Genomic DNA, 16,678 nt, shown 5'->3' with positions numbered 1-16,678 from the left:
GGGTGGTCAAACATCGGAAAAAAATAAGCATATGGATTTAAAGGAAAAATATCCTGCTTAAACAAGGATAGTTTACTTATTGAAGGATGGTATATTTCGGTTTCTAATGGACTTAAACCAATTATGGGAATGCACATTGAATCGTATTTGGCACAATACTTTATATCCGGCCCTTCTAATGGCGCTGTTAATACCACAAGCTTATGCATCACTCGATCTTTTAGCGGGTGTCGAGGCCGGTATTGAAACTGATACTGCGATGACGACTATTGATCTGGACAGAACCCAGGAAATCCTCTCGTCAAATGATTTCGAGTCCGAACATGGCTGGATTAATCATCACACCGGAATTCACTATCAAATCCAGCTTTTACGCAGTTATTCTTACGGTCATTACCCTTGTCTGGCCTATCAGTTGAAAATTAAAAATGGCGACGATATACAGGAAAAATCGCTGGATGCCTGTCAGCATCGAAGTGGTAAATGGATTTCAGTTTCCCCTACCTCAATGGCTTTTTAGAACCTGTTTAGCCTTATTAATAGCCACCAGCAGTAGATAAACACGCCCTAGGGCGCATCAGCGATAAATATGGCCCGCTTCGGTGCTGGATAACCTTCAATTGTTTTATTGATATCGTTAGGATCCAGAAAATCCTGCAATGATTCAAAGGTCATCCATTCTGTTGCACGCTGCTCTTCCAGACTTGTTTGATTTTCATCTACACAGCGTATGTTTTTATAGCCGCATTTCTGCAACCATATCAGCATGGTCGGCACCGAGGGGATAAACCAGACATTACGCATTTTCGCGTAACGCTCTTCTGGCATCAGACTCATGCCTTCTTCCCCGTCAATGATCAACGTTTCCAGCACCAGCTCCCCCCCCGGGCGAAGACAATGGCGTAACTCCAGTAAATGATTTAGCGGTGAACGGCGATGATATAAAACGCCCATCGAAAACACCGTATCAAACAGGTGCAGTTTTTCCGGCATATGTTCAATTCCAATCGGCAAGACAAAATGTCTGTCACTTTGAATAAAGTGTTGCATCAGTTGATACTGCATACTGAAAACCAGTGTCGGATCTATGCCCATCACCATGCTGGCACCCTCACCCACCATGCGCCAGCCGTGATACCCATTGCCGCCACCGACATCAAGTACCTTACGACCTTGCAATGAACTAAGATGCGGCAATACGCGCTCCCATTTCCAATCCGATCGCCACTCCGTATCAATGTGTATATCAAATAATTGGTACGGGCCTTTGCGCCAGGGATGAAAAGTTTTGATCAGCTCAATAAATGAAGCTGAGTCATAAGCCGCCAAATCTTCTTTTGAGCCAATAGCCACCTGTTGTTGAAGTTCTATAGCGGAAGGCTTTATGAAGGGTAAGTCAGCCAACGCTTTTTGCCATAACGGCATCTTGCCATGAAAATCATCAGCCAGTCGCTGGTCAGTAAATTTGGCCAATTGTTTGGCCCAGTCAGCTTGTCCAACGGAGTCAAGCCAACGATAAAACGGTTCATATACGGTCATTTAAACGCTATCAAAGAGGCAAAATTAAAACATTGAAACCAGCATTCACTGCTGGAAAAACCCGCCTGGCTGAGACGTTGCTGATGTGCTGTCTGAGTCTCGGGGATTAATACATTTTCCAGGGCGCTGCGTTTCTGGCTGATTTCCAGATCACTGTAGCCATTAGCGCGTTTGAAATCATGATGTGCTTCAGTAAAAAAAATCTGTTGCGCATCACTGTCAAAAGCCAGTTTTTCCGACAGGATAAATACACCACCGGGTTTCAAGCCCTGATAGATTTTATCAATCAACTCATCGCGTAAATCTGGTGCAATAAACTGCAGCGTAAAATTCATCACCACTACTGAGGCATTTTCAATAAGCGTCTGGTTAATATCTTCACAGCGCAGCTCAACCGGTACTCGATTATTATCAGCCCCAATGATTTTCTCTGCTCGTTCAATCATTGCGGCCGAATTATCAACCGCAATTATCTGACAGCCTTCAGCTTTTATACGCTGGCGCATTGATAAAGTAACCGCTCCTAATGAACTGCCCAGGTCATAGCATCTGCTGTTTGCCTGAGCATATCGAGCGGCCAGAATGCCAATATTGGAAATCAGGGTGCCATAGCCTGGTACCGAACGCTGGATCATATCGGGAAATACATCCACCACGCGCTCATCAAAGCGAAAGTCCACCATCTGTTCCAGCGGTGAAGCAAAAATGTTATCGGCTTTTTTGATCATCCCTGTTGCGCCTTCTTTTTGGCCACATCGTTGCGCAGGTAAACGGGTAAAGCTTTTTCCGCACTGACATATTCGCCCCGTGCGTATAATTGCTCGGCAAGTTTCAAAATAATCGCTGCTTGCGGATAAATATCAGGTTGCTGACCAATTAACTGTCCGGAAAAATTGCTTTGCAATGTATCTGCATAAACTTGCCAGCCAGTGCCAGCACCAAACCACATCTCAGTATTAGCTGGCAGGAATTGTTCTGCCGGACAGACTTTTTCTTCACCCAGCAGCACAACGCTCCCACCTTGTACCTGAAAACTGGCTGCATAGATTTCATCCATCCGCGCATCCATCGCCACCGCTATATTGTGTTGTTGGGTCTGCTCATAAGCAGCAGCCTGGGCGACTGCTGCTAAAGTCGAGACTGGAATAACCGGAAGCTCACGAGCAAACGCAATTCCTTGAGCAACCCCCACCCCGATTCTAACCCCGGTAAACGAGCCGGGGCCGTGCCCGAATGCCAATGCGTCAATATCAGCGATTGACGCATCTGCTTGCTTGAAAAGCTGATCAAGCATCCCCAGTATTAGGGTTGAGTGACCCCGCTGAGTCATTTGCTGCTGCTGATACAACACGCCGTTAATGGTTATTGCGGCAGAACAACTTTCGGTACTGGTATCAAGGGCAAGCAAATTCATTGGCTGGTCATCATCATGTCATTTGAACGTCATAGACGCGCATTATAATTCAACCGTCGACTACAAAGGAGGTTCGCTATGGGTTATATCGCTGATTCCATCTATATTTTTCGTGAACTGATGAAACTGTTGTTTGTGGTGGTAACATCACCTTTCGCAGTAGTGGGTAGTTTGCTGATGCTGGGTAGTGTTACCTGGCAGTCATAAATAGCGAGGAAACCAATGAGCGTCATACATCTGCAAGCACTGGATAACATTCGCGAAAAAGACTGGAATAGCGCTCACCAGCTTATTCAGCAATACAATGATCCGATGGCATGCTTGATTCATGGTTACTTGCATCGAATTGAAGGCGATATGTCTAATGCTGCTTACTGGTACAACCGAGGTCACGAAGTTGTACCAGCAAACAGTTTAGATGACGAACTGGAGCGTTTGTACGCGCTAGCCAGTCAAGAGTAATTTATTCAGTTACTGTCTGATGCCTTCAATAGACAAGGTCAGAAAGACTTCCTGCGAGCTTGGTCCCAGCTTGCTGACATCAATGCCATAATCTTCAATGATAAAGCTGGTTTCACCATGGAACCCCACACGGTAACCACCCCATGGATCTTCACCTTCACCAATTTTTTCCACCGGAATAGTCATCGGTTTGGTCACGCCATGCAAGGTGAAATCACCTTTCATTAATAAAGTGCCATCTGCCTGCTGCTCAAAGCTGGTTGAAGTAAAGCGTGCTTCGGGATGCTGGGCCGTGTTCAGAAATTGTTCACGCAAGTGCTTATCACGTTCAGCAAAGTTGGTATCCACACTGGCAACATCAATCTTCACATCAATTTTTGATGCTTCCGGGTTTTCTGCGTCATAGTTGAATGTCCCTTCAAAGTCATTAAAACGCCCGCTCATCCAGCTGAAGCCTAGATGCTGAATGCGGAAATCAATAAACGCATGAGCTTTTTCCGTATCAATCACATAATCAGCCGCCTGCGCGGGTAATATAAAAGCCGTACTCATCGCCAAAGCAAAGATGGTTTTTTTCATGGTAACTCCTGTTGGTTTAAAGATTAAGCATGCGACGCAAAGTGGCGTCCTTATTGATGAAATGATGTTTTAATGCGGCCAGCGCATGGAGAGAAGCCAACCCGATAATGAAATAGGCAGACCATAAATGCAGCTTGCTCACCAGCTCACTGGTCGGGACACTCAATTGCGTGATGGAAGGGATATTGAACCAGTCGAAAATTCCCAGAGGCTGACCTTTCGCGGTGACAATCAGATATCCCGTGACAGTCAATACAACAATGGCAATATTCATCAATTGATGAGCTACTTTAGCCATCCATTGTTGCCAGACAGGTATTGATTCAATCGAGGCGGGTTTACCTGCAACCGGACGCCAGATCCAACGCAGAATGACTAATATAAAGACGATAAATCCAAGGCCTTTATGCCACCAGGGTGCCTGATAGTACCAGTCATCATAATAACCAAGATCAACCATCCATAATCCGAGGATGAATAAACCAATCGTCAGCAATGCGACTGACCAGTGGAGCAAGATACTGATCAGACCATAACGTTCAGGAGTATTGGTTAAACGCATTTATTCCTCTCCATAGGAAACTATCAGAATGCATATCTGACCCAGCTTTTGATGGCTGGGTTCCATCTAGGGCTTGTTGATCTTTCATATCCACCACTGCTGGAGGCTATTTTTGTGTCAGACAAGGCGGAAAGCACGCAGTGTAGCCATCCTACATAAGTGATTGACAACGCAGGCGGGCGCAAAAAAAGTCCCAGCCCTTCGGGTTGTGACTGAAAAAGCGCCACTCTGCGTTGCTCGTCGCTTATTTAGAATAACTAAAGGGTGCTCCTCGAGCCTTGATTGACGCTTTTTCAGTTCACAACAGAGGCGGAGATGAAAGATCAACAAGCCCTAACGTTTGCGGGAACGTTGCGTTCCACTTTTTACTTTTTTGGATCTGACATGCTGGGTACGGAAAGCCGGTTGCGTTGATGGCGTTTTAGCCTTACGGGTAATGCGTTTGCCTTCACCCATTTCGCCAGTGCCTTTAGGTTGAAAGCTCGGAATCAGATGCTTTTTGCCATTACCGATCAAATCAGATCTGCCCATACTTTTCAGGGCTTCACGTAACATCGGCCAGTTTTCCGGGTCGTGATAACGCAGAAATGCTTTGTGCAGGCGCCTTACTTTCAAACCTTTTGGAACGGTGATATCGCCGCCCTGACGGCGTACTTTGTGCAAAGTGTCCTTGCCTGAGTGATACATGGCTGCTGCAGCTGACATCGGTGAGGGCAAATACGCCTGAACCTGATCAGCTCGAAAGCCATTATGTTTTAACCACAACGCCAGATTCATCATGTCCTTGTCAGTCGTACCCGGATGAGCCGCAATAAAATAAGGTATCAGATACTGTTCTTTGCCAGCCTGTTTGGAATATTTATCAAACATCGCTTTGAACTTGTCATAAGTGCCAATGCCGGGTTTCATCATCTGCGACAGTGGACCATCTTCGGTATGTTCCGGCGCAATTTTCAGATAGCCACCCACATGATGCGTGACCAGTTCTTTAACATACTCCGGAGACAGAACCGCGAGGTCATAACGCAGTCCGGAGGCAATCAGAATCTTCTTAATACCCGGCAGACTGCGGGCACGACGATATAGATTAATTAATGGCGTGTGATCGGTGTTGAGGTTTTTGCAAACACCCGGAAAAACACAGGATAAACGACGGCAACTGGCTTCGATTTCCTCGCTGTTACAGGCCAGCCGGTACATATTGGCGGTCGGTCCACCCAGATCCGAGATAATGCCGGTAAAGCCCGGAGTAGTATCGCGGATTGCCTCAATCTCACGAATAATCGAATCTTCACTGCGACTCTGGATAATGCGACCTTCATGTTCGGTAATCGAACAGAATGTACAACCGCCAAAACAGCCACGCATAATGTTCACTGAAAAGCGAATCATCTCGTAAGCCGGAATATTGGCTTTGCCATATTCCTTATGCGGTAAACGGCTATAAGGCAGATCAAACACCGCATCCATCTCTTTGGTGGTCAATGGGATGGGCGGCGGGTTCAGCCAGACATCCTGATCGCCATGTTGCTGAACCAGCGCCAGTGCATTGCCCGGATTAGTCTCCAAATGCAGAATCCGCGAGGTATGTGCATAAATAATCGGATCATCTTTAACCGTTTCATAACGCGGCAAACGAATCACTGTTTTATCGGCATTTCGCGGTGAGACCCGATGGATTTTAATGACATTAGTTGCTGGTTCCGCCGGAGCAGCATTTTTCTCGGCGGTTTCCGCTTTGGATTGCTCGCAACTCTCTTCCGTCTGCATCTGATAAGGATCAATCGGTGGATTAAGCTGGCCGGGCTTATCAATACTGGTAGAGTCCTTTTCCCACCATTCTTCACGTCGACCATGACGACGGGTATAAACCGTGCCGCGCACATCTGTCAGGTCTTTAACCGCTTCACCCTGTGCCAGCCGATGGGCTATTTCCACTACCTGGCGTTCACCGTTACCGTAAACCAGTAAATCCGCTTTGGAATCCATAATCACGCTGCGACGGACTTTTTCAGACCAGTAGTCATAATGTGCAATACGACGCAGACTGGCTTCGATGCCACCAATAACAATTGGCACACCTTTATAGGCTTCCCGACAACGCTGACTGTATACGACGACGCTGTGATCAGGGCGTTTGCCACCTTCACCATCAGCAGTGTAAGCATCATTACGACGAATTTTTTTATCGGAGGTGTAACGATTGACCATCGAATCCATATTGCCGCCGGTGACGCCAAAAAACAGATTCGGTTTACCAAGTCGTTGAAAATCTTTGGTGCTGTTCCAATCCGGTTGCGAGATGATGCCGACTCGAAAGCCTTGAGATTCCAGCAAGCGACCAATTAATGCCATGCCAAAACTGGGATGATCCACATAGGCATCACCGGTAATGATAATCACATCGCAGCTGTCCCAACCCAGAGCTTCCATTTCACTGCGTGACATTGGCAATTGTGGTGCAATGCCGAAGCGGTGAGCCCAGAATTTGCGGTAGGAAAAAATATCAGGAGCGGCTTGCATAGAACCTCAGATCAACAACAGCGAAAAATCAACGGCTTATTGTAACAAACACAGGGCTGTTATTTTTGTCTTTTGCTCACCGCTGTTTGCTGACGAACCATGCCTTGATTTAATGAAAATTGATCTTGAGGATTCTAAAAAGTATTAATGATGGAGTGATATTAGGGGTTTACAGCCGCTTTAAATGACTCCAAAGAATCAACGATAATAACCGGAGTACCTTTTTCTACCCACATGGCTAATTCCCGAACTTCCGCATTGCGCATCGCAATACAGCCCTGAGTCCAATTGGAAACCTCATGAATATCGAGTTTGTCAGGCGTTTCATCGCCAATTCCATGAATACCAATCTGCCCACCTAAAGGCGTATTTTGGGGTGGCGTTTCGTTATAGATAAAAGCAGCCAGAATTTGGCGATATTCCTTACGAGTGATGCGTCCTTCCTTGAGGGCCTGTTTGGCATCATCCATATTTGGATAATCCAGGTGCATAAACAGATAAAACCGGTCACTACTGCGAATATCCTTTATCCGATAATGACCTTTGGGGGTTCTGCGATCGCCCTCTTGCATCTTGGGCTGCCGGCCACCACTGCCTAAAGCCACTTTAAAGCTACGCAACGTTTTATCGTCTTTTCTAACCAATAATTTGTTTTCTGAGCGCACGATAACCAATTCTATCTCCCCCGATGCCGCCATCGTGACCGTTGGGAAGTGAAGTAAAAGGGCTATGAAAAGCAGCCTGAACATAGGGCAATTAATCCGCTAAAAGATGTGAACTGATTTTTATCATAAAACGCCTTAATTATCACCTGTAAATAAATATTTTTAAAGAAATAATCGATTTAAAAATGAAATGTTCTGCTTTATCAGATCATGCAGGGATTGTGGTAAATCAACATCAAATTGCAGATTCAGTGAATCGGCCAGATCACGATGCCTTTTTAACTGGCTCACATTGAACCTTTGTTTCAAGGCCAGACCAATCACATTGCCCTTATCAGCAACTGGCAACACCAAGGTCTGATCAGCAAAGCTTTGGTTAATTCGTTGCATCGATTGACTGAATCCCGGACGGTCAGTTCCCCATAAATTAATACTCATTAGGCCATCATCATTTAAAACACCGGCACAGGCATCAAAAAAGGCCTGACCACCAACGCTGGCAGACATACCCAGATGATCATAGGCATCGACCAAAAGCAAATCATAAAATGCACCATTACTGAAAAACTGGTCACTGACAAACTGGTAGCCATCACCATGATGAATTCGCAATCTGGGATCATTATGCGGCACATTAAAATAACGTTGTGCAACATCAATCACATCCTGCCGGTATTCAATGACATCAATCTGACATTCATTAAAATGATGTAATAAAAACTTAACCAGCGAGCCGCCACCTAAACCAATAACACAGATATTCCTTGGCTTCGGCTGAAACAATAAGCCCGCCATCATGGCACGTGTGTAACTCAGTTCAAGCAGATGTGGTGATTGCAGTGACATACTGCTCTGCCGAGGATAGGTACCAAAATGCAACGATCTTTTATCACCAATATCAACGACTTCAATGATGCCTTCATCAGATGCAGCTTGATACACTACAAAGCCGCCATAATAGAGTTGCATTATTGAGAAGCCTCTTCATCCAGCAGTTGTTTGACTAACCAGCCATGAACCTGGTTGGTTAACTGTTTAGGCGCACTACTGAAATAATGATCCGCTCCAGTAATCTGTCGTAAATGATAATTGGTTCTCTGTTCGGTTTTCATCTGTGTCCGGCGTTGGAGAATGGCTTGTTTAACCTCGTCTTTCTGCCTGCTGCCCATAATTTCTAACGTTGGAATGGTCACATCAATAATACCGATGCCTTCTGATAACGCTCCAGTATTAATCATAACCAAAGCGGTGACTGGAACCGCTGTTTCATTAAGCGCCTTTAATGCTAGCCGACCGCCTGCTCCCTGACCAATCAACACGATATTTTCGTGGCCCTCTTGTTGTAACTTAAGTAATGCTGCATCTATTCGCTCAGCTGTGGTGACCATTTTATAGATTTCCGCAGATGACTCCGCTGTTAACGAATCAACGGGAGCTTCAGCATCACCGGAAGGATTATCATCTGATACTTCCGCCGTTTGAACCGCTTCAACTGGATCCACTGTAGCCTCAGTTTCAGCTGTCAATTGAGACTGGTCGTTATCTTCACTAAAGCGAATAATCTTAATGGCCAGAGTATTCCAGCCATGACTTGGTAGCTGACGTCTTAATAAACCAACAGCAGCGCTATCAATATGCTCATTAATATCATGTAGCAATAATACGGCACCGCGAGGTATGCCAAGGGTTTGCGATAAATATGCGGCGGCAATAGTCTGCTCACCAACTGGCAATACTTCATAACCTTTTGTTACTGATCCCTGACGCAAAATTTGTGGCTTTTCTGCGGAAGCATCATCCACAGCTCCAGCATAGGCTGCCGGGTTCGTTAAAAAAAGTATGCATAATGTAAGAAATAATCGTCTCTGGATTTGCACCGGTTTTCCTATTTGTGTCGGTTAGGCATCTCGCGCCAGTATAATCAGCGATAGTGAATTTCAAAAGCTGAAAAAACCCATGTTTTGCGGTAGAGTAACGGGTTTTGACAGTAAATTTTTAACTAACTTAGAGAGAATCCGACATGGCCGAATTCAAAATTGCCCCATCAATCCTCTCCGCTGACTTTGCCCGTCTTGGCGAAGAAGTGGTAAATGTACTGGCCTCAGGTGCTGACATTGTTCATTTTGATGTCATGGATAATCATTATGTGCCCAACCTGACGATCGGACCTTTAGTCTGTGAAGCATTGCGCAAACACGGTGTTACCGCCGAAATTGACGTGCATTTAATGGTTAAACCGGTTGATCGCATTATTCCTGATTTTGCTAAAGCGGGCGCCAGTTTCATTACTTTTCACCCTGAAGCATCCGAGCATATTGACCGCAGCCTGCAACTGATTAAAGCCGAAGGCTGTAAAGCAGGTCTGGTATTTAACCCGGCCACACCACTGACTTTAGCAGAACATGTTCTGGATAAAGTGGATCGTATTCTGCTGATGTCAGTTAACCCGGGTTTTGGCGGCCAGAAATTTATTCCTCACACGTTGGAAAAACTCCGTCAGGCCCGCAAAATGATTGATGAAAGTGGTTACGACATCGATCTGGAAATCGATGGTGGCGTAAACGTACAGAACATTCGTGAAATTGCTGAAGCCGGTGCCCGTACATTCGTTGCAGGTTCAGCAGTATTTGGTGCAGCTCAGGACAGCGATCCCAATAAATACGAAACCGTTATCGCAGCACTGCGTGCAGAATTAGCTCAAGCTAAAATCTAAATAATGGCTTTAATCAAGCCGGATCTGGCACTCATCGATCTTGACGGCACGCTGGTTGACAGTGTGCCGGATCTGGCCTGGTGTACTGATCAGACTATGCTGACACTTGGTATGCCCGTACACGGTGAAGCCAAAGTCAGAACCTGGGTGGGGAATGGTGTTGAAAGACTGATTAAGCGCGCCCTGATAAATCAGTTGGATGGTGAACCGGCAGAAGCACTTTATGCTAAAGCCGCACCCATCTTTATGGAATTGTATGCCGAGAACACCAGCAAACGCAGTCAGTTATACCCTGCTGTAGAACAGGGATTGCAATGGTTAAAACAACAAGGCATACATCTGGGCTGTGTAACAAATAAAGATGAACAATTTACTTTACCGATATTAAATAATCTGGGGATCCATGATTATTTTGAACTGGTTGTCAGCGGTGATACCTTACCGCAGAAAAAACCGGATCCTGCACCACTGCTTTATGCCGCCAGTTATTTTAACATCGAGCCACGAAGAGCATTGATGATTGGCGACTCGGTAAGTGATGTCAAAGCATCGCGCGCCGCAGGTTTTCAGATTGTTTGTATGAGTTATGGTTACAACCACGGGAATGATATCCGCTCTGCTAATCCAGACGCGGTTATTGATAGTTTTGCCGAGTTAAATACTCTTTTTTAGAAGCCGGACATGAAACAGGCACAATTCGACCAACTGGCCAGTGAAGGCTATAACCGCATCCCTCTCTATCGCGAAGTACTCGCTGATTTAGATACGCCATTAAGCACTTATCTTAAACTGGCAGATGCACCCTATTCCTATCTCTTTGAGTCCGTTCATGGGGGCGAAAAATGGGGTCGTTATTCGATTATTGGTCTGCCCTGCGAATCAGTGATTAAAGTCTTTGGTGATCAAATCAAAGTCTATCAGCGTGATGTGCTGATAAATGAGATACAACATGAAGATCCCTTAACATGGATTGCCGAGTTTCAGTCGAAGTTTCATGTTCCCTCACTGGAGCATCTGCCTAAATTTAATGGTGGACTGGTTGGCTATTTCGGTTATGACACAGTCCGTTATGTTGAAACTCGTTTAGGGGATGCACCGCAGAATGATCCATTGGGTTGTCCTGATGTGCTGCTGATGGTGTCTGACGAATTAGTGGTGTTTGATAATCTCAGTGGGCGGCTGTTTTTGATCGTACACGCTGATCCAACGCTTCCTGATGCCTACGACAAAGCGCAGGAACGTTTGGATCAACTGATTCGCAAACTTCGTGAATCCACTCCCAAGTTCAGTGAGAAACGGCCTCAAAATGCGGTTTCAGAACAGGATTTTGTTTCCGGTTTTACCCATGATGGTTTTATTGAAGCCGTCAGCAAGGCCAAACAATATATAAATGATGGCGACATCATGCAGGTTGTCTTGTCACAACGTCTGTCTGTACCGTTTCATGCTGCGGAGATCGATTTATACCGTGCCTTGCGCACGTTGAATCCATCACCGTATATGTATTACCTGAATCTTGAGGACTTCCATATTGTCGGATCTTCTCCGGAAATTCTGGTACGCATGGAAGACAATGAGGTAACGGTTCGCCCGATTGCCGGTACACGTCGTCGTGGTGCTAACGCTGAGCAGGACAAAGCCTTGGAACAGGAACTGCTCAACGATCCGAAAGAGCTGGCTGAACATTTAATGCTGATTGATCTCGGACGCAATGATGTAGGTCGTGTCAGTCAGACCGGTACCGTCAAACTGACCGACAAAATGGTAATAGAACGTTATTCGCATGTCATGCATATTGTTTCCAATGTCACTGGGCAGGTATTACCGGGGATGACCGCAATGGACGCCCTCCGAGCCACCTTCCCTGCCGGAACGGTCAGTGGTGCACCGAAAGTAAGGGCAATGGAAATAATCGATGAATTCGAGCCGGTAAAACGCGGGGTTTATGCGGGGGCAATCGGTTATCTGTCCTGGGCAGGCAATATGGATACGGCAATCGCCATCCGCACCGCCGTCATCAAGGATAAACAACTGCACATTCAAGCCGGTGCTGGAATCGTCTATGACTCAGTTCCGGAAATGGAATGGGAAGAAACCATGAATAAAGCCCGTGCAATATTCAAGGCGGTTGCCATGGCAGAGGCGGGTCTTGAGCCGCCAAAACCGACTGAATAAATAACAGGACCGACTATGCTGTTAATGATTGATAACTATGATTCGTTCACCTACAACCTGGTGCAGTATTTTGCTGAACTGGGTGCTGAGGTGGAAGTACAGCGTAATGACAAGCTGACGATTAACGACATAGAAACACTTGACCCTGAGCTTATTGTGATTTCGCCAGGTCCATGCACCCCTAATGAAGCGGGCATTTCACTGGATGTTATTCATCATTTCGCCGGAAAAAAACCCATTTTAGGAGTCTGTCTCGGACATCAGGCCATTGGACAGGCCTTTGGTGGTGAAGTGATCCATGCACGGGAAATCATGCATGGTAAAACTTCCCCGGTACATCATAAAAATGTCGGTGTGTTTCAGGGACTGAATAATCCGTTGCAGGCTACTCGTTATCACTCTCTGGTCATCAAAAAAGAAACGCTGCCTGACTGTTTTGAGGTGACAGCCTGGACCGAAAATCCCGATGGCAGCATAGATGAAATCATGGGTGTCCGGCATAAAACCCTGCCAATTGAGGGAGTGCAGTTTCATCCTGAGTCCATTCTGACCGAACAGGGCCATCAATTATTGAAAAATTTTCTGGATGAACATCATGGTTGATACTGAGTTCACGATGCAGGCCGCAATAAAACTTATTACCCAGCATCAGCATTTGTCCGAGCAGCAAATGACCGCAGCAATGCGAATGATCATGACCGGTAAAGCCACAGACGCGCAGATTGGTGGCTTTTTAATTGGCTTACAGATGAAAGGCGAAACCATTACTGAAATTGCCGCAGCGGCATCCGTGATGCGTGAATTAGCCACGCCAGTAAACGTGACCGGTGAACATGTCATTGATACCTGTGGAACAGGTGGAGATGGTGCCAGCAGTTTTAATGTTTCAACCGCCAGTGCCTTTGTGGTAGCTGCGGCGGGTGCCAAAGTTGCAAAACATGGCAATCGTTCAGTCAGCAGTACTTCCGGCAGTGCCGATGTACTGGAAACGGCCGGTGTCAATCTGGAATTAACACCTGAGCAGGTTGCGCATTGCGTTGAAACCACAGGCGTTGGTTTTATGTTTGCCCAACGCCATCATGGTGCAATGAAACATACTGTCGGACCTCGCCGTGAAATGGGTGTACGCACCATTTTCAATTTACTCGGCCCACTAACCAACCCTGCCAAAGCCAAACATCAGGTGATGGGCGTGTTTGATAAAAAATGGGTTGAACCTATCGCTCAGGTTTTACAAAAACTGGGCAGTAAACATGTAATGGTGGTGCATGCCGAAGACGGTATGGATGAGATCAGTATTGGTGCAGACACCTTTGTCGCTGAACTCAAAGATGGCGTCATTTCCACCTACACTATCAAGCCCGAAGATTTTGTCATGCAACGTACCGATATCAGCCAGCTGACGGTCTCCAATGCACAGCAAAGTCTCGATATTATCAAACGCGTGTTTGCCGGTGAGCCCGGTCCGGCACGCGATATTGTCGTGCTGAATGCCGGCGCTGCCATTTACACAGCAGATCTGGCTGACAGCCTTGCTGAAGGCGTTCGTCAGGCAAAACACTTTATCGATAATGGTATTGCCCACCAAAAACTAGATGCACTCATCACCTGCAGCCAACTTTAAAAGATCGTTTATGACTGACACACCCGATATTCTGAAAAAAATTCTGCAACGCAAACAACAGGAAATTGCTGAACGCAGTAAACATTTGCCAATTAATCTGTTGCAGCAACTCGCCGAAAATGCTGACCCGGTCCGCGGCTTTGTCGAAGCCATTGAACGTAAACTGGCTGCGGGACAAAGTGCCGTTATTGCCGAAATAAAAAAAGCCTCGCCCAGTAAAGGTGTTCTGCGGGCTGACTTCAAACCGGCCGAAATTGCGTTATCTTATGAAAATGGTGGCGCAGCCTGTTTATCCGTTTTGACCGATCGGGATTTTTTCCAGGGCCACGAGGATTATCTCAAACAGGCGCGAACGGCCTGTCAGTTACCCGTTATTCGTAAAGATTTTATTATCGACCCCTACCAGGTATTTGAAGCCAGAGCGATTGGTGCGGATTGTATTTTACTGATTGTCGCTGCTTTGGATGATGATCAACTGGAACAGTTGAGTCAGTTGGCCATTCTGCTGGATATGGATGTGCTGGTTGAAGTGCATAACGAAGAAGAATTACATCGGGCACTGGTATTGAATCTGCCCTTAATCGGCATTAATAACCGGGATTTACATACATTTGAAACCTCGCTAGAGACCACTATTAAATTGCTCAACTTTATTCCGGATGAGACCATTGTGATCACCGAGAGCGGCATCCTTGGCAAGGCAGATGTGGCTTTGATGCGTGAGCACGGAGTAAATGGCTTTTTGGTGGGTGAAGCCTTTATGCGCGCAGATGAACCGGGTGAAGCCCTAGCCAACCTTTTTAATTAATGCATTAACGCCGCGATGCTCTTCATCAAATAGCACCATGGTTTTACCATGAGCCCATAAGACACCGCGTTCCTGCAATTCTTTAAGCACCCGACCGACCATTTCTCGCGAACAGCCCACAATGCGACTGACTTCCTGACGGGTGATTTTGATTTGACGGCCATGTTCATGACGCATGGCATCAGGCTGTCCCGCCAGATCTTTCAAGGCTTCTTCTACCCGGCCCGATACATCCATAAACGCCATGTTGGTGGCTTTACGGGTCGTGGTCAGTAAACGTCTGGACATCTGCTCACCCAACGTTTCCAGTAAATACGGATAACAACCTTTCAATTCTGTTTTGGAAAGCGCTTTCAGTGTTTGATAACTGATTTCTTCTGTGCGGCAATCGGTTCTGGCTTTGACCACCGACATGCGGTCGTTGATGGTATCGTGAAAATACCCCACTTCACCGATAAAGTCGCCCTGGTTAAGGTAGGCAACTATTAATTCCTCACCTTCTTCATTTTCAACACAGATGCTGATAGAGCCTTCGCGTATATAATAGAGCTTGTCAGGAATATCACCCGGTCGGGCCAGCATCGTTTTGGCAGGATAAACTTTGCTGTGACAGTGTTTAAAAAATTCTGCCAACTGCTCTTCTCTTTCTTTATGTTTTAAATAATCCATGTCATGAAGGCTCAGCTTTATTTTTATAGGGATTAATTCTGCCCAATTCCGATGAATATGGCAAAATTAAACGTTATTAAATGTATTTTATGCAGGATGAGTTAAATGAAAGCAAGAGTAAAGTGGGTTGAGGATGTTTTATTTGTCGGTGAGTCTGGTACCGGCCATACCATCGTAATGGATGGCCCGGAAGAAGCCGGTGGCCATGGCACAGGCATGCGCCCCATGGAGCTATTGTTACTGGGTCTGGGCGGCTGCACCTCATTTGATGTTATCGATATTCTGAAAAAATCGCGTCAGGATGTGACGGACTGTGTGGTCGAGGTTTCCGCAGAACGCAGTACTGAAGCCCCCAAAGTGTTCACCAAAATTCATGTGCATTACACGGTAACCGGTCGCAACCTTAAACAGAACTTTGTGGATCGCGCAGTCAAGCTGTCGACCGAAAAATATTGCTCAGCGTCAATCATGCTGGCAAAAACAGCGGAAATCACTCACGACTATGAAGTGATTGAACAAACGTAATTCTTTGATTTTTAAAAAGGGAGCATAACCATGCAGCGCCCAACTCGAACCGGCGGTTTACGCCATGTGGCATTAACCGTCGATAACCTCGAAGCCTGTGAACAGTTTTATGTGGATTTATTGGGCATGGAAGTCGAGTGGCGACCCGATGCAGATAATGTGTATCTGACGTCAGGTAATGATAACCTGGCCTTGCACCGTGGTGAAAATATCAATAAAACCCCGGTTCAGCCCCTGGATCACATCGGCTTCATCATTCCAACCCCTGATCAGGTTGATGAATGGTATGCTTTTCTGGATCATCATGCCGTTCCCATGCGCCAGCCACCTCGCACCCATCGCGATGGTGCCCGCAGTTTTTATTGTTTTGATCCCGCCGGAACGGTTGTGCAGATCATCTATCATCCACCGATTTCGTAA

Annotated in this window: 21 protein-coding genes; 11 read left to right on the top strand and 10 right to left on the bottom strand. The window is 46.2% G+C overall.

All coding sequences use genetic code 11. The features are described from left to right. The first annotated feature begins 178 nt into the window (after positions 1–178). Positions 179–520, top strand: a complete 342-nt coding sequence (locus B2W60_RS08205) for a hypothetical protein (RefSeq protein WP_292359834.1) — start codon at positions 179–181, stop codon at positions 518–520. 47 nt (positions 521–567) lie between these two features. On the opposite strand, the gene cmoB is transcribed toward B2W60_RS08205, so the two are convergent. Genes cmoB through tsaB form a run of 3 tightly spaced genes read right to left on the bottom strand, consistent with a single transcriptional unit; the run spans position 568 to position 2,953 of the window. Then, positions 568–1,539 carry a tRNA 5-methoxyuridine(34)/uridine 5-oxyacetic acid(34) synthase CmoB gene (cmoB, locus tag B2W60_RS08200; RefSeq protein ID WP_292359836.1) on the bottom strand — a complete coding sequence of 324 codons (972 nt, stop codon included), beginning with the start codon at positions 1,537–1,539 and terminating at the stop codon, positions 568–570. Continuing rightward, positions 1,536–2,267, bottom strand: a complete 732-nt coding sequence (cmoA, locus tag B2W60_RS08195; RefSeq protein WP_292359838.1) for a carboxy-S-adenosyl-L-methionine synthase CmoA — start codon at positions 2,265–2,267, stop codon at positions 1,536–1,538. The genes cmoB and cmoA overlap by 4 nt, the downstream gene beginning before the upstream one ends. Further along, the gene (tsaB, locus tag B2W60_RS08190; protein ID WP_292359840.1) at positions 2,264–2,953 is read right to left on the bottom strand and encodes a tRNA (adenosine(37)-N6)-threonylcarbamoyltransferase complex dimerization subunit type 1 TsaB; all 690 of its coding nucleotides are present in this window, start codon (positions 2,951–2,953) and stop codon (positions 2,264–2,266) included. The genes cmoA and tsaB overlap by 4 nt, the downstream gene beginning before the upstream one ends. A 78-nt stretch (positions 2,954–3,031) precedes the next feature. Here tsaB and B2W60_RS08185 point away from each other — a divergent pair, with 78 nt between their 5' ends. Both B2W60_RS08185 and B2W60_RS08180 read left to right on the top strand, forming a co-directional pair. Next, a complete protein-coding gene (locus tag B2W60_RS08185) occupies positions 3,032–3,160 on the top strand; it encodes a hypothetical protein (protein WP_292359841.1) in 129 nt (42 codons plus the stop codon). A gap of 15 nt (positions 3,161–3,175) precedes the next feature. Further along, positions 3,176–3,415, top strand: coding sequence for a hypothetical protein (locus B2W60_RS08180; RefSeq protein WP_292359843.1), 240 nt, complete (start codon positions 3,176–3,178; stop codon positions 3,413–3,415). A 9-nt stretch (positions 3,416–3,424) separates the two neighbouring features. On the opposite strand, the gene B2W60_RS08175 is transcribed toward B2W60_RS08180, so the two are convergent. The 6 genes from B2W60_RS08175 to B2W60_RS08150 form a co-directional block, all read right to left on the bottom strand. Beyond that, on the bottom strand, positions 3,425–3,994 hold the full coding sequence (locus B2W60_RS08175) for a YceI family protein (RefSeq protein WP_292359844.1): 570 nt from the start codon (positions 3,992–3,994) through the stop codon (positions 3,425–3,427). A 16-nt stretch (positions 3,995–4,010) separates the two neighbouring features. Further along, positions 4,011–4,556, bottom strand: a complete 546-nt coding sequence (locus B2W60_RS08170) for a cytochrome b (protein WP_292359845.1) — start codon at positions 4,554–4,556, stop codon at positions 4,011–4,013. A gap of 333 nt (positions 4,557–4,889) precedes the next feature. Beyond that, the gene (locus B2W60_RS08165) at positions 4,890–7,079 is read right to left on the bottom strand and encodes a YgiQ family radical SAM protein (protein ID WP_292359847.1); all 2,190 of its coding nucleotides are present in this window, start codon (positions 7,077–7,079) and stop codon (positions 4,890–4,892) included. Between the two features lie 161 nt (positions 7,080–7,240). After that, positions 7,241–7,744 (bottom strand): L,D-transpeptidase family protein, encoded by a 504-nt coding sequence (locus B2W60_RS08160; protein WP_292360226.1) that lies wholly within the window; start codon positions 7,742–7,744, stop codon positions 7,241–7,243. Positions 7,745–7,906: 162 nt separating this feature from the next. Then, entirely contained in the window at positions 7,907–8,713 is an 807-nt protein-coding gene (locus B2W60_RS08155; protein WP_292359848.1) for a spermidine synthase, read from the bottom strand. After that, positions 8,713–9,546 (bottom strand): DUF3530 family protein, encoded by an 834-nt coding sequence (locus B2W60_RS08150; protein WP_292363846.1) that lies wholly within the window; start codon positions 9,544–9,546, stop codon positions 8,713–8,715. The genes B2W60_RS08155 and B2W60_RS08150 overlap by 1 nt, the downstream gene beginning before the upstream one ends. A gap of 218 nt (positions 9,547–9,764) precedes the next feature. Here B2W60_RS08150 and rpe point away from each other — a divergent pair, with 218 nt between their 5' ends. From rpe to trpC, 6 genes are read left to right on the top strand one after another with little or no spacing between them, the layout of a single operon-like run. Continuing rightward, the gene (gene rpe, locus B2W60_RS08145) at positions 9,765–10,457 is read left to right on the top strand and encodes a ribulose-phosphate 3-epimerase (protein ID WP_069295252.1); all 693 of its coding nucleotides are present in this window, start codon (positions 9,765–9,767) and stop codon (positions 10,455–10,457) included. Positions 10,458–10,460: 3 nt separating this feature from the next. Continuing rightward, the gene (locus B2W60_RS08140; RefSeq protein WP_292359854.1) at positions 10,461–11,129 is read left to right on the top strand and encodes a phosphoglycolate phosphatase; all 669 of its coding nucleotides are present in this window, start codon (positions 10,461–10,463) and stop codon (positions 11,127–11,129) included. A gap of 9 nt (positions 11,130–11,138) precedes the next feature. Further along, complete coding sequence (trpE, locus tag B2W60_RS08135; RefSeq protein ID WP_292359855.1) at positions 11,139–12,632, top strand: anthranilate synthase component I; 1,494 nt, start codon at positions 11,139–11,141, stop codon at positions 12,630–12,632. A 15-nt stretch (positions 12,633–12,647) separates the two neighbouring features. Next, complete coding sequence (locus tag B2W60_RS08130; protein ID WP_292359857.1) at positions 12,648–13,235, top strand: aminodeoxychorismate/anthranilate synthase component II; 588 nt, start codon at positions 12,648–12,650, stop codon at positions 13,233–13,235. Next, positions 13,228–14,256 carry an anthranilate phosphoribosyltransferase gene (trpD, locus tag B2W60_RS08125; protein ID WP_292359859.1) on the top strand — a complete coding sequence of 343 codons (1,029 nt, stop codon included), beginning with the start codon at positions 13,228–13,230 and terminating at the stop codon, positions 14,254–14,256. The genes B2W60_RS08130 and trpD overlap by 8 nt, the downstream gene beginning before the upstream one ends. A gap of 10 nt (positions 14,257–14,266) precedes the next feature. Continuing rightward, positions 14,267–15,064, top strand: coding sequence for an indole-3-glycerol phosphate synthase TrpC (gene trpC, locus B2W60_RS08120; RefSeq protein WP_292359861.1), 798 nt, complete (start codon positions 14,267–14,269; stop codon positions 15,062–15,064). On the opposite strand, the gene crp is transcribed toward trpC, so the two are convergent. Next, on the bottom strand, positions 15,044–15,733 hold the full coding sequence (crp, locus tag B2W60_RS08115; protein ID WP_292359863.1) for a cAMP-activated global transcriptional regulator CRP: 690 nt from the start codon (positions 15,731–15,733) through the stop codon (positions 15,044–15,046). The two genes, trpC and crp, sit on opposite strands and share 21 nt — an antisense overlap. Positions 15,734–15,838: 105 nt before the next feature. On the opposite strand from crp, the gene B2W60_RS08110 reads away from it, so the two are divergent. Both B2W60_RS08110 and B2W60_RS08105 read left to right on the top strand, forming a co-directional pair. Then, positions 15,839–16,258, top strand: coding sequence for an OsmC family protein (locus B2W60_RS08110; RefSeq protein ID WP_292359865.1), 420 nt, complete (start codon positions 15,839–15,841; stop codon positions 16,256–16,258). Positions 16,259–16,288: 30 nt separating this feature from the next. Next, positions 16,289–16,678, top strand: a complete 390-nt coding sequence (locus B2W60_RS08105; protein WP_292359867.1) for a VOC family protein — start codon at positions 16,289–16,291, stop codon at positions 16,676–16,678.

It is taken from the genome of Methylophaga sp. UBA2496 (genome assembly GCF_002341635.1).
GTDB lineage: Bacteria > Pseudomonadota > Gammaproteobacteria > Nitrosococcales > Methylophagaceae > Methylophaga.
Note: the sequence above shows the minus strand (reverse complement) of the source record. Positions and strands in the feature narration are given on the sequence as shown.

What these genes read in the sequence shown, in the direction of transcription:
- B2W60_RS08205 (WP_292359834.1), top strand. Translation starts at nt 179, where the DNA reads ATGGCGCTGTTAATACCACAAGCTTATGCATCACTCGATCTTTTAGCG.
- cmoB (WP_292359836.1), bottom strand. Translation starts at nt 1,539, where the DNA reads ATGACCGTATATGAACCGTTTTATCGTTGGCTTGACTCCGTTGGACAA.
- cmoA (WP_292359838.1), bottom strand. Translation starts at nt 2,267, where the DNA reads ATGATCAAAAAAGCCGATAACATTTTTGCTTCACCGCTGGAACAGATG.
- tsaB (WP_292359840.1), bottom strand. Translation starts at nt 2,953, where the DNA reads ATGAATTTGCTTGCCCTTGATACCAGTACCGAAAGTTGTTCTGCCGCA.
- B2W60_RS08185 (WP_292359841.1), top strand. Translation starts at nt 3,032, where the DNA reads ATGGGTTATATCGCTGATTCCATCTATATTTTTCGTGAACTGATGAAA.
- B2W60_RS08180 (WP_292359843.1), top strand. Translation starts at nt 3,176, where the DNA reads ATGAGCGTCATACATCTGCAAGCACTGGATAACATTCGCGAAAAAGAC.
- B2W60_RS08175 (WP_292359844.1), bottom strand. Translation starts at nt 3,994, where the DNA reads ATGAAAAAAACCATCTTTGCTTTGGCGATGAGTACGGCTTTTATATTA.
- B2W60_RS08170 (WP_292359845.1), bottom strand. Translation starts at nt 4,556, where the DNA reads ATGCGTTTAACCAATACTCCTGAACGTTATGGTCTGATCAGTATCTTG.
- B2W60_RS08165 (WP_292359847.1), bottom strand. Translation starts at nt 7,079, where the DNA reads ATGCAAGCCGCTCCTGATATTTTTTCCTACCGCAAATTCTGGGCTCAC.
- B2W60_RS08155 (WP_292359848.1), bottom strand. Translation starts at nt 8,713, where the DNA reads ATGCAACTCTATTATGGCGGCTTTGTAGTGTATCAAGCTGCATCTGAT.
- rpe (WP_069295252.1), top strand. Translation starts at nt 9,765, where the DNA reads ATGGCCGAATTCAAAATTGCCCCATCAATCCTCTCCGCTGACTTTGCC.
- B2W60_RS08140 (WP_292359854.1), top strand. Translation starts at nt 10,461, where the DNA reads ATGGCTTTAATCAAGCCGGATCTGGCACTCATCGATCTTGACGGCACG.
- trpE (WP_292359855.1), top strand. Translation starts at nt 11,139, where the DNA reads ATGAAACAGGCACAATTCGACCAACTGGCCAGTGAAGGCTATAACCGC.
- B2W60_RS08130 (WP_292359857.1), top strand. Translation starts at nt 12,648, where the DNA reads ATGCTGTTAATGATTGATAACTATGATTCGTTCACCTACAACCTGGTG.
- trpD (WP_292359859.1), top strand. Translation starts at nt 13,228, where the DNA reads ATGGTTGATACTGAGTTCACGATGCAGGCCGCAATAAAACTTATTACC.
- trpC (WP_292359861.1), top strand. Translation starts at nt 14,267, where the DNA reads ATGACTGACACACCCGATATTCTGAAAAAAATTCTGCAACGCAAACAA.
- crp (WP_292359863.1), bottom strand. Translation starts at nt 15,733, where the DNA reads ATGGATTATTTAAAACATAAAGAAAGAGAAGAGCAGTTGGCAGAATTT.
- B2W60_RS08110 (WP_292359865.1), top strand. Translation starts at nt 15,839, where the DNA reads ATGAAAGCAAGAGTAAAGTGGGTTGAGGATGTTTTATTTGTCGGTGAG.
- B2W60_RS08105 (WP_292359867.1), top strand. Translation starts at nt 16,289, where the DNA reads ATGCAGCGCCCAACTCGAACCGGCGGTTTACGCCATGTGGCATTAACC.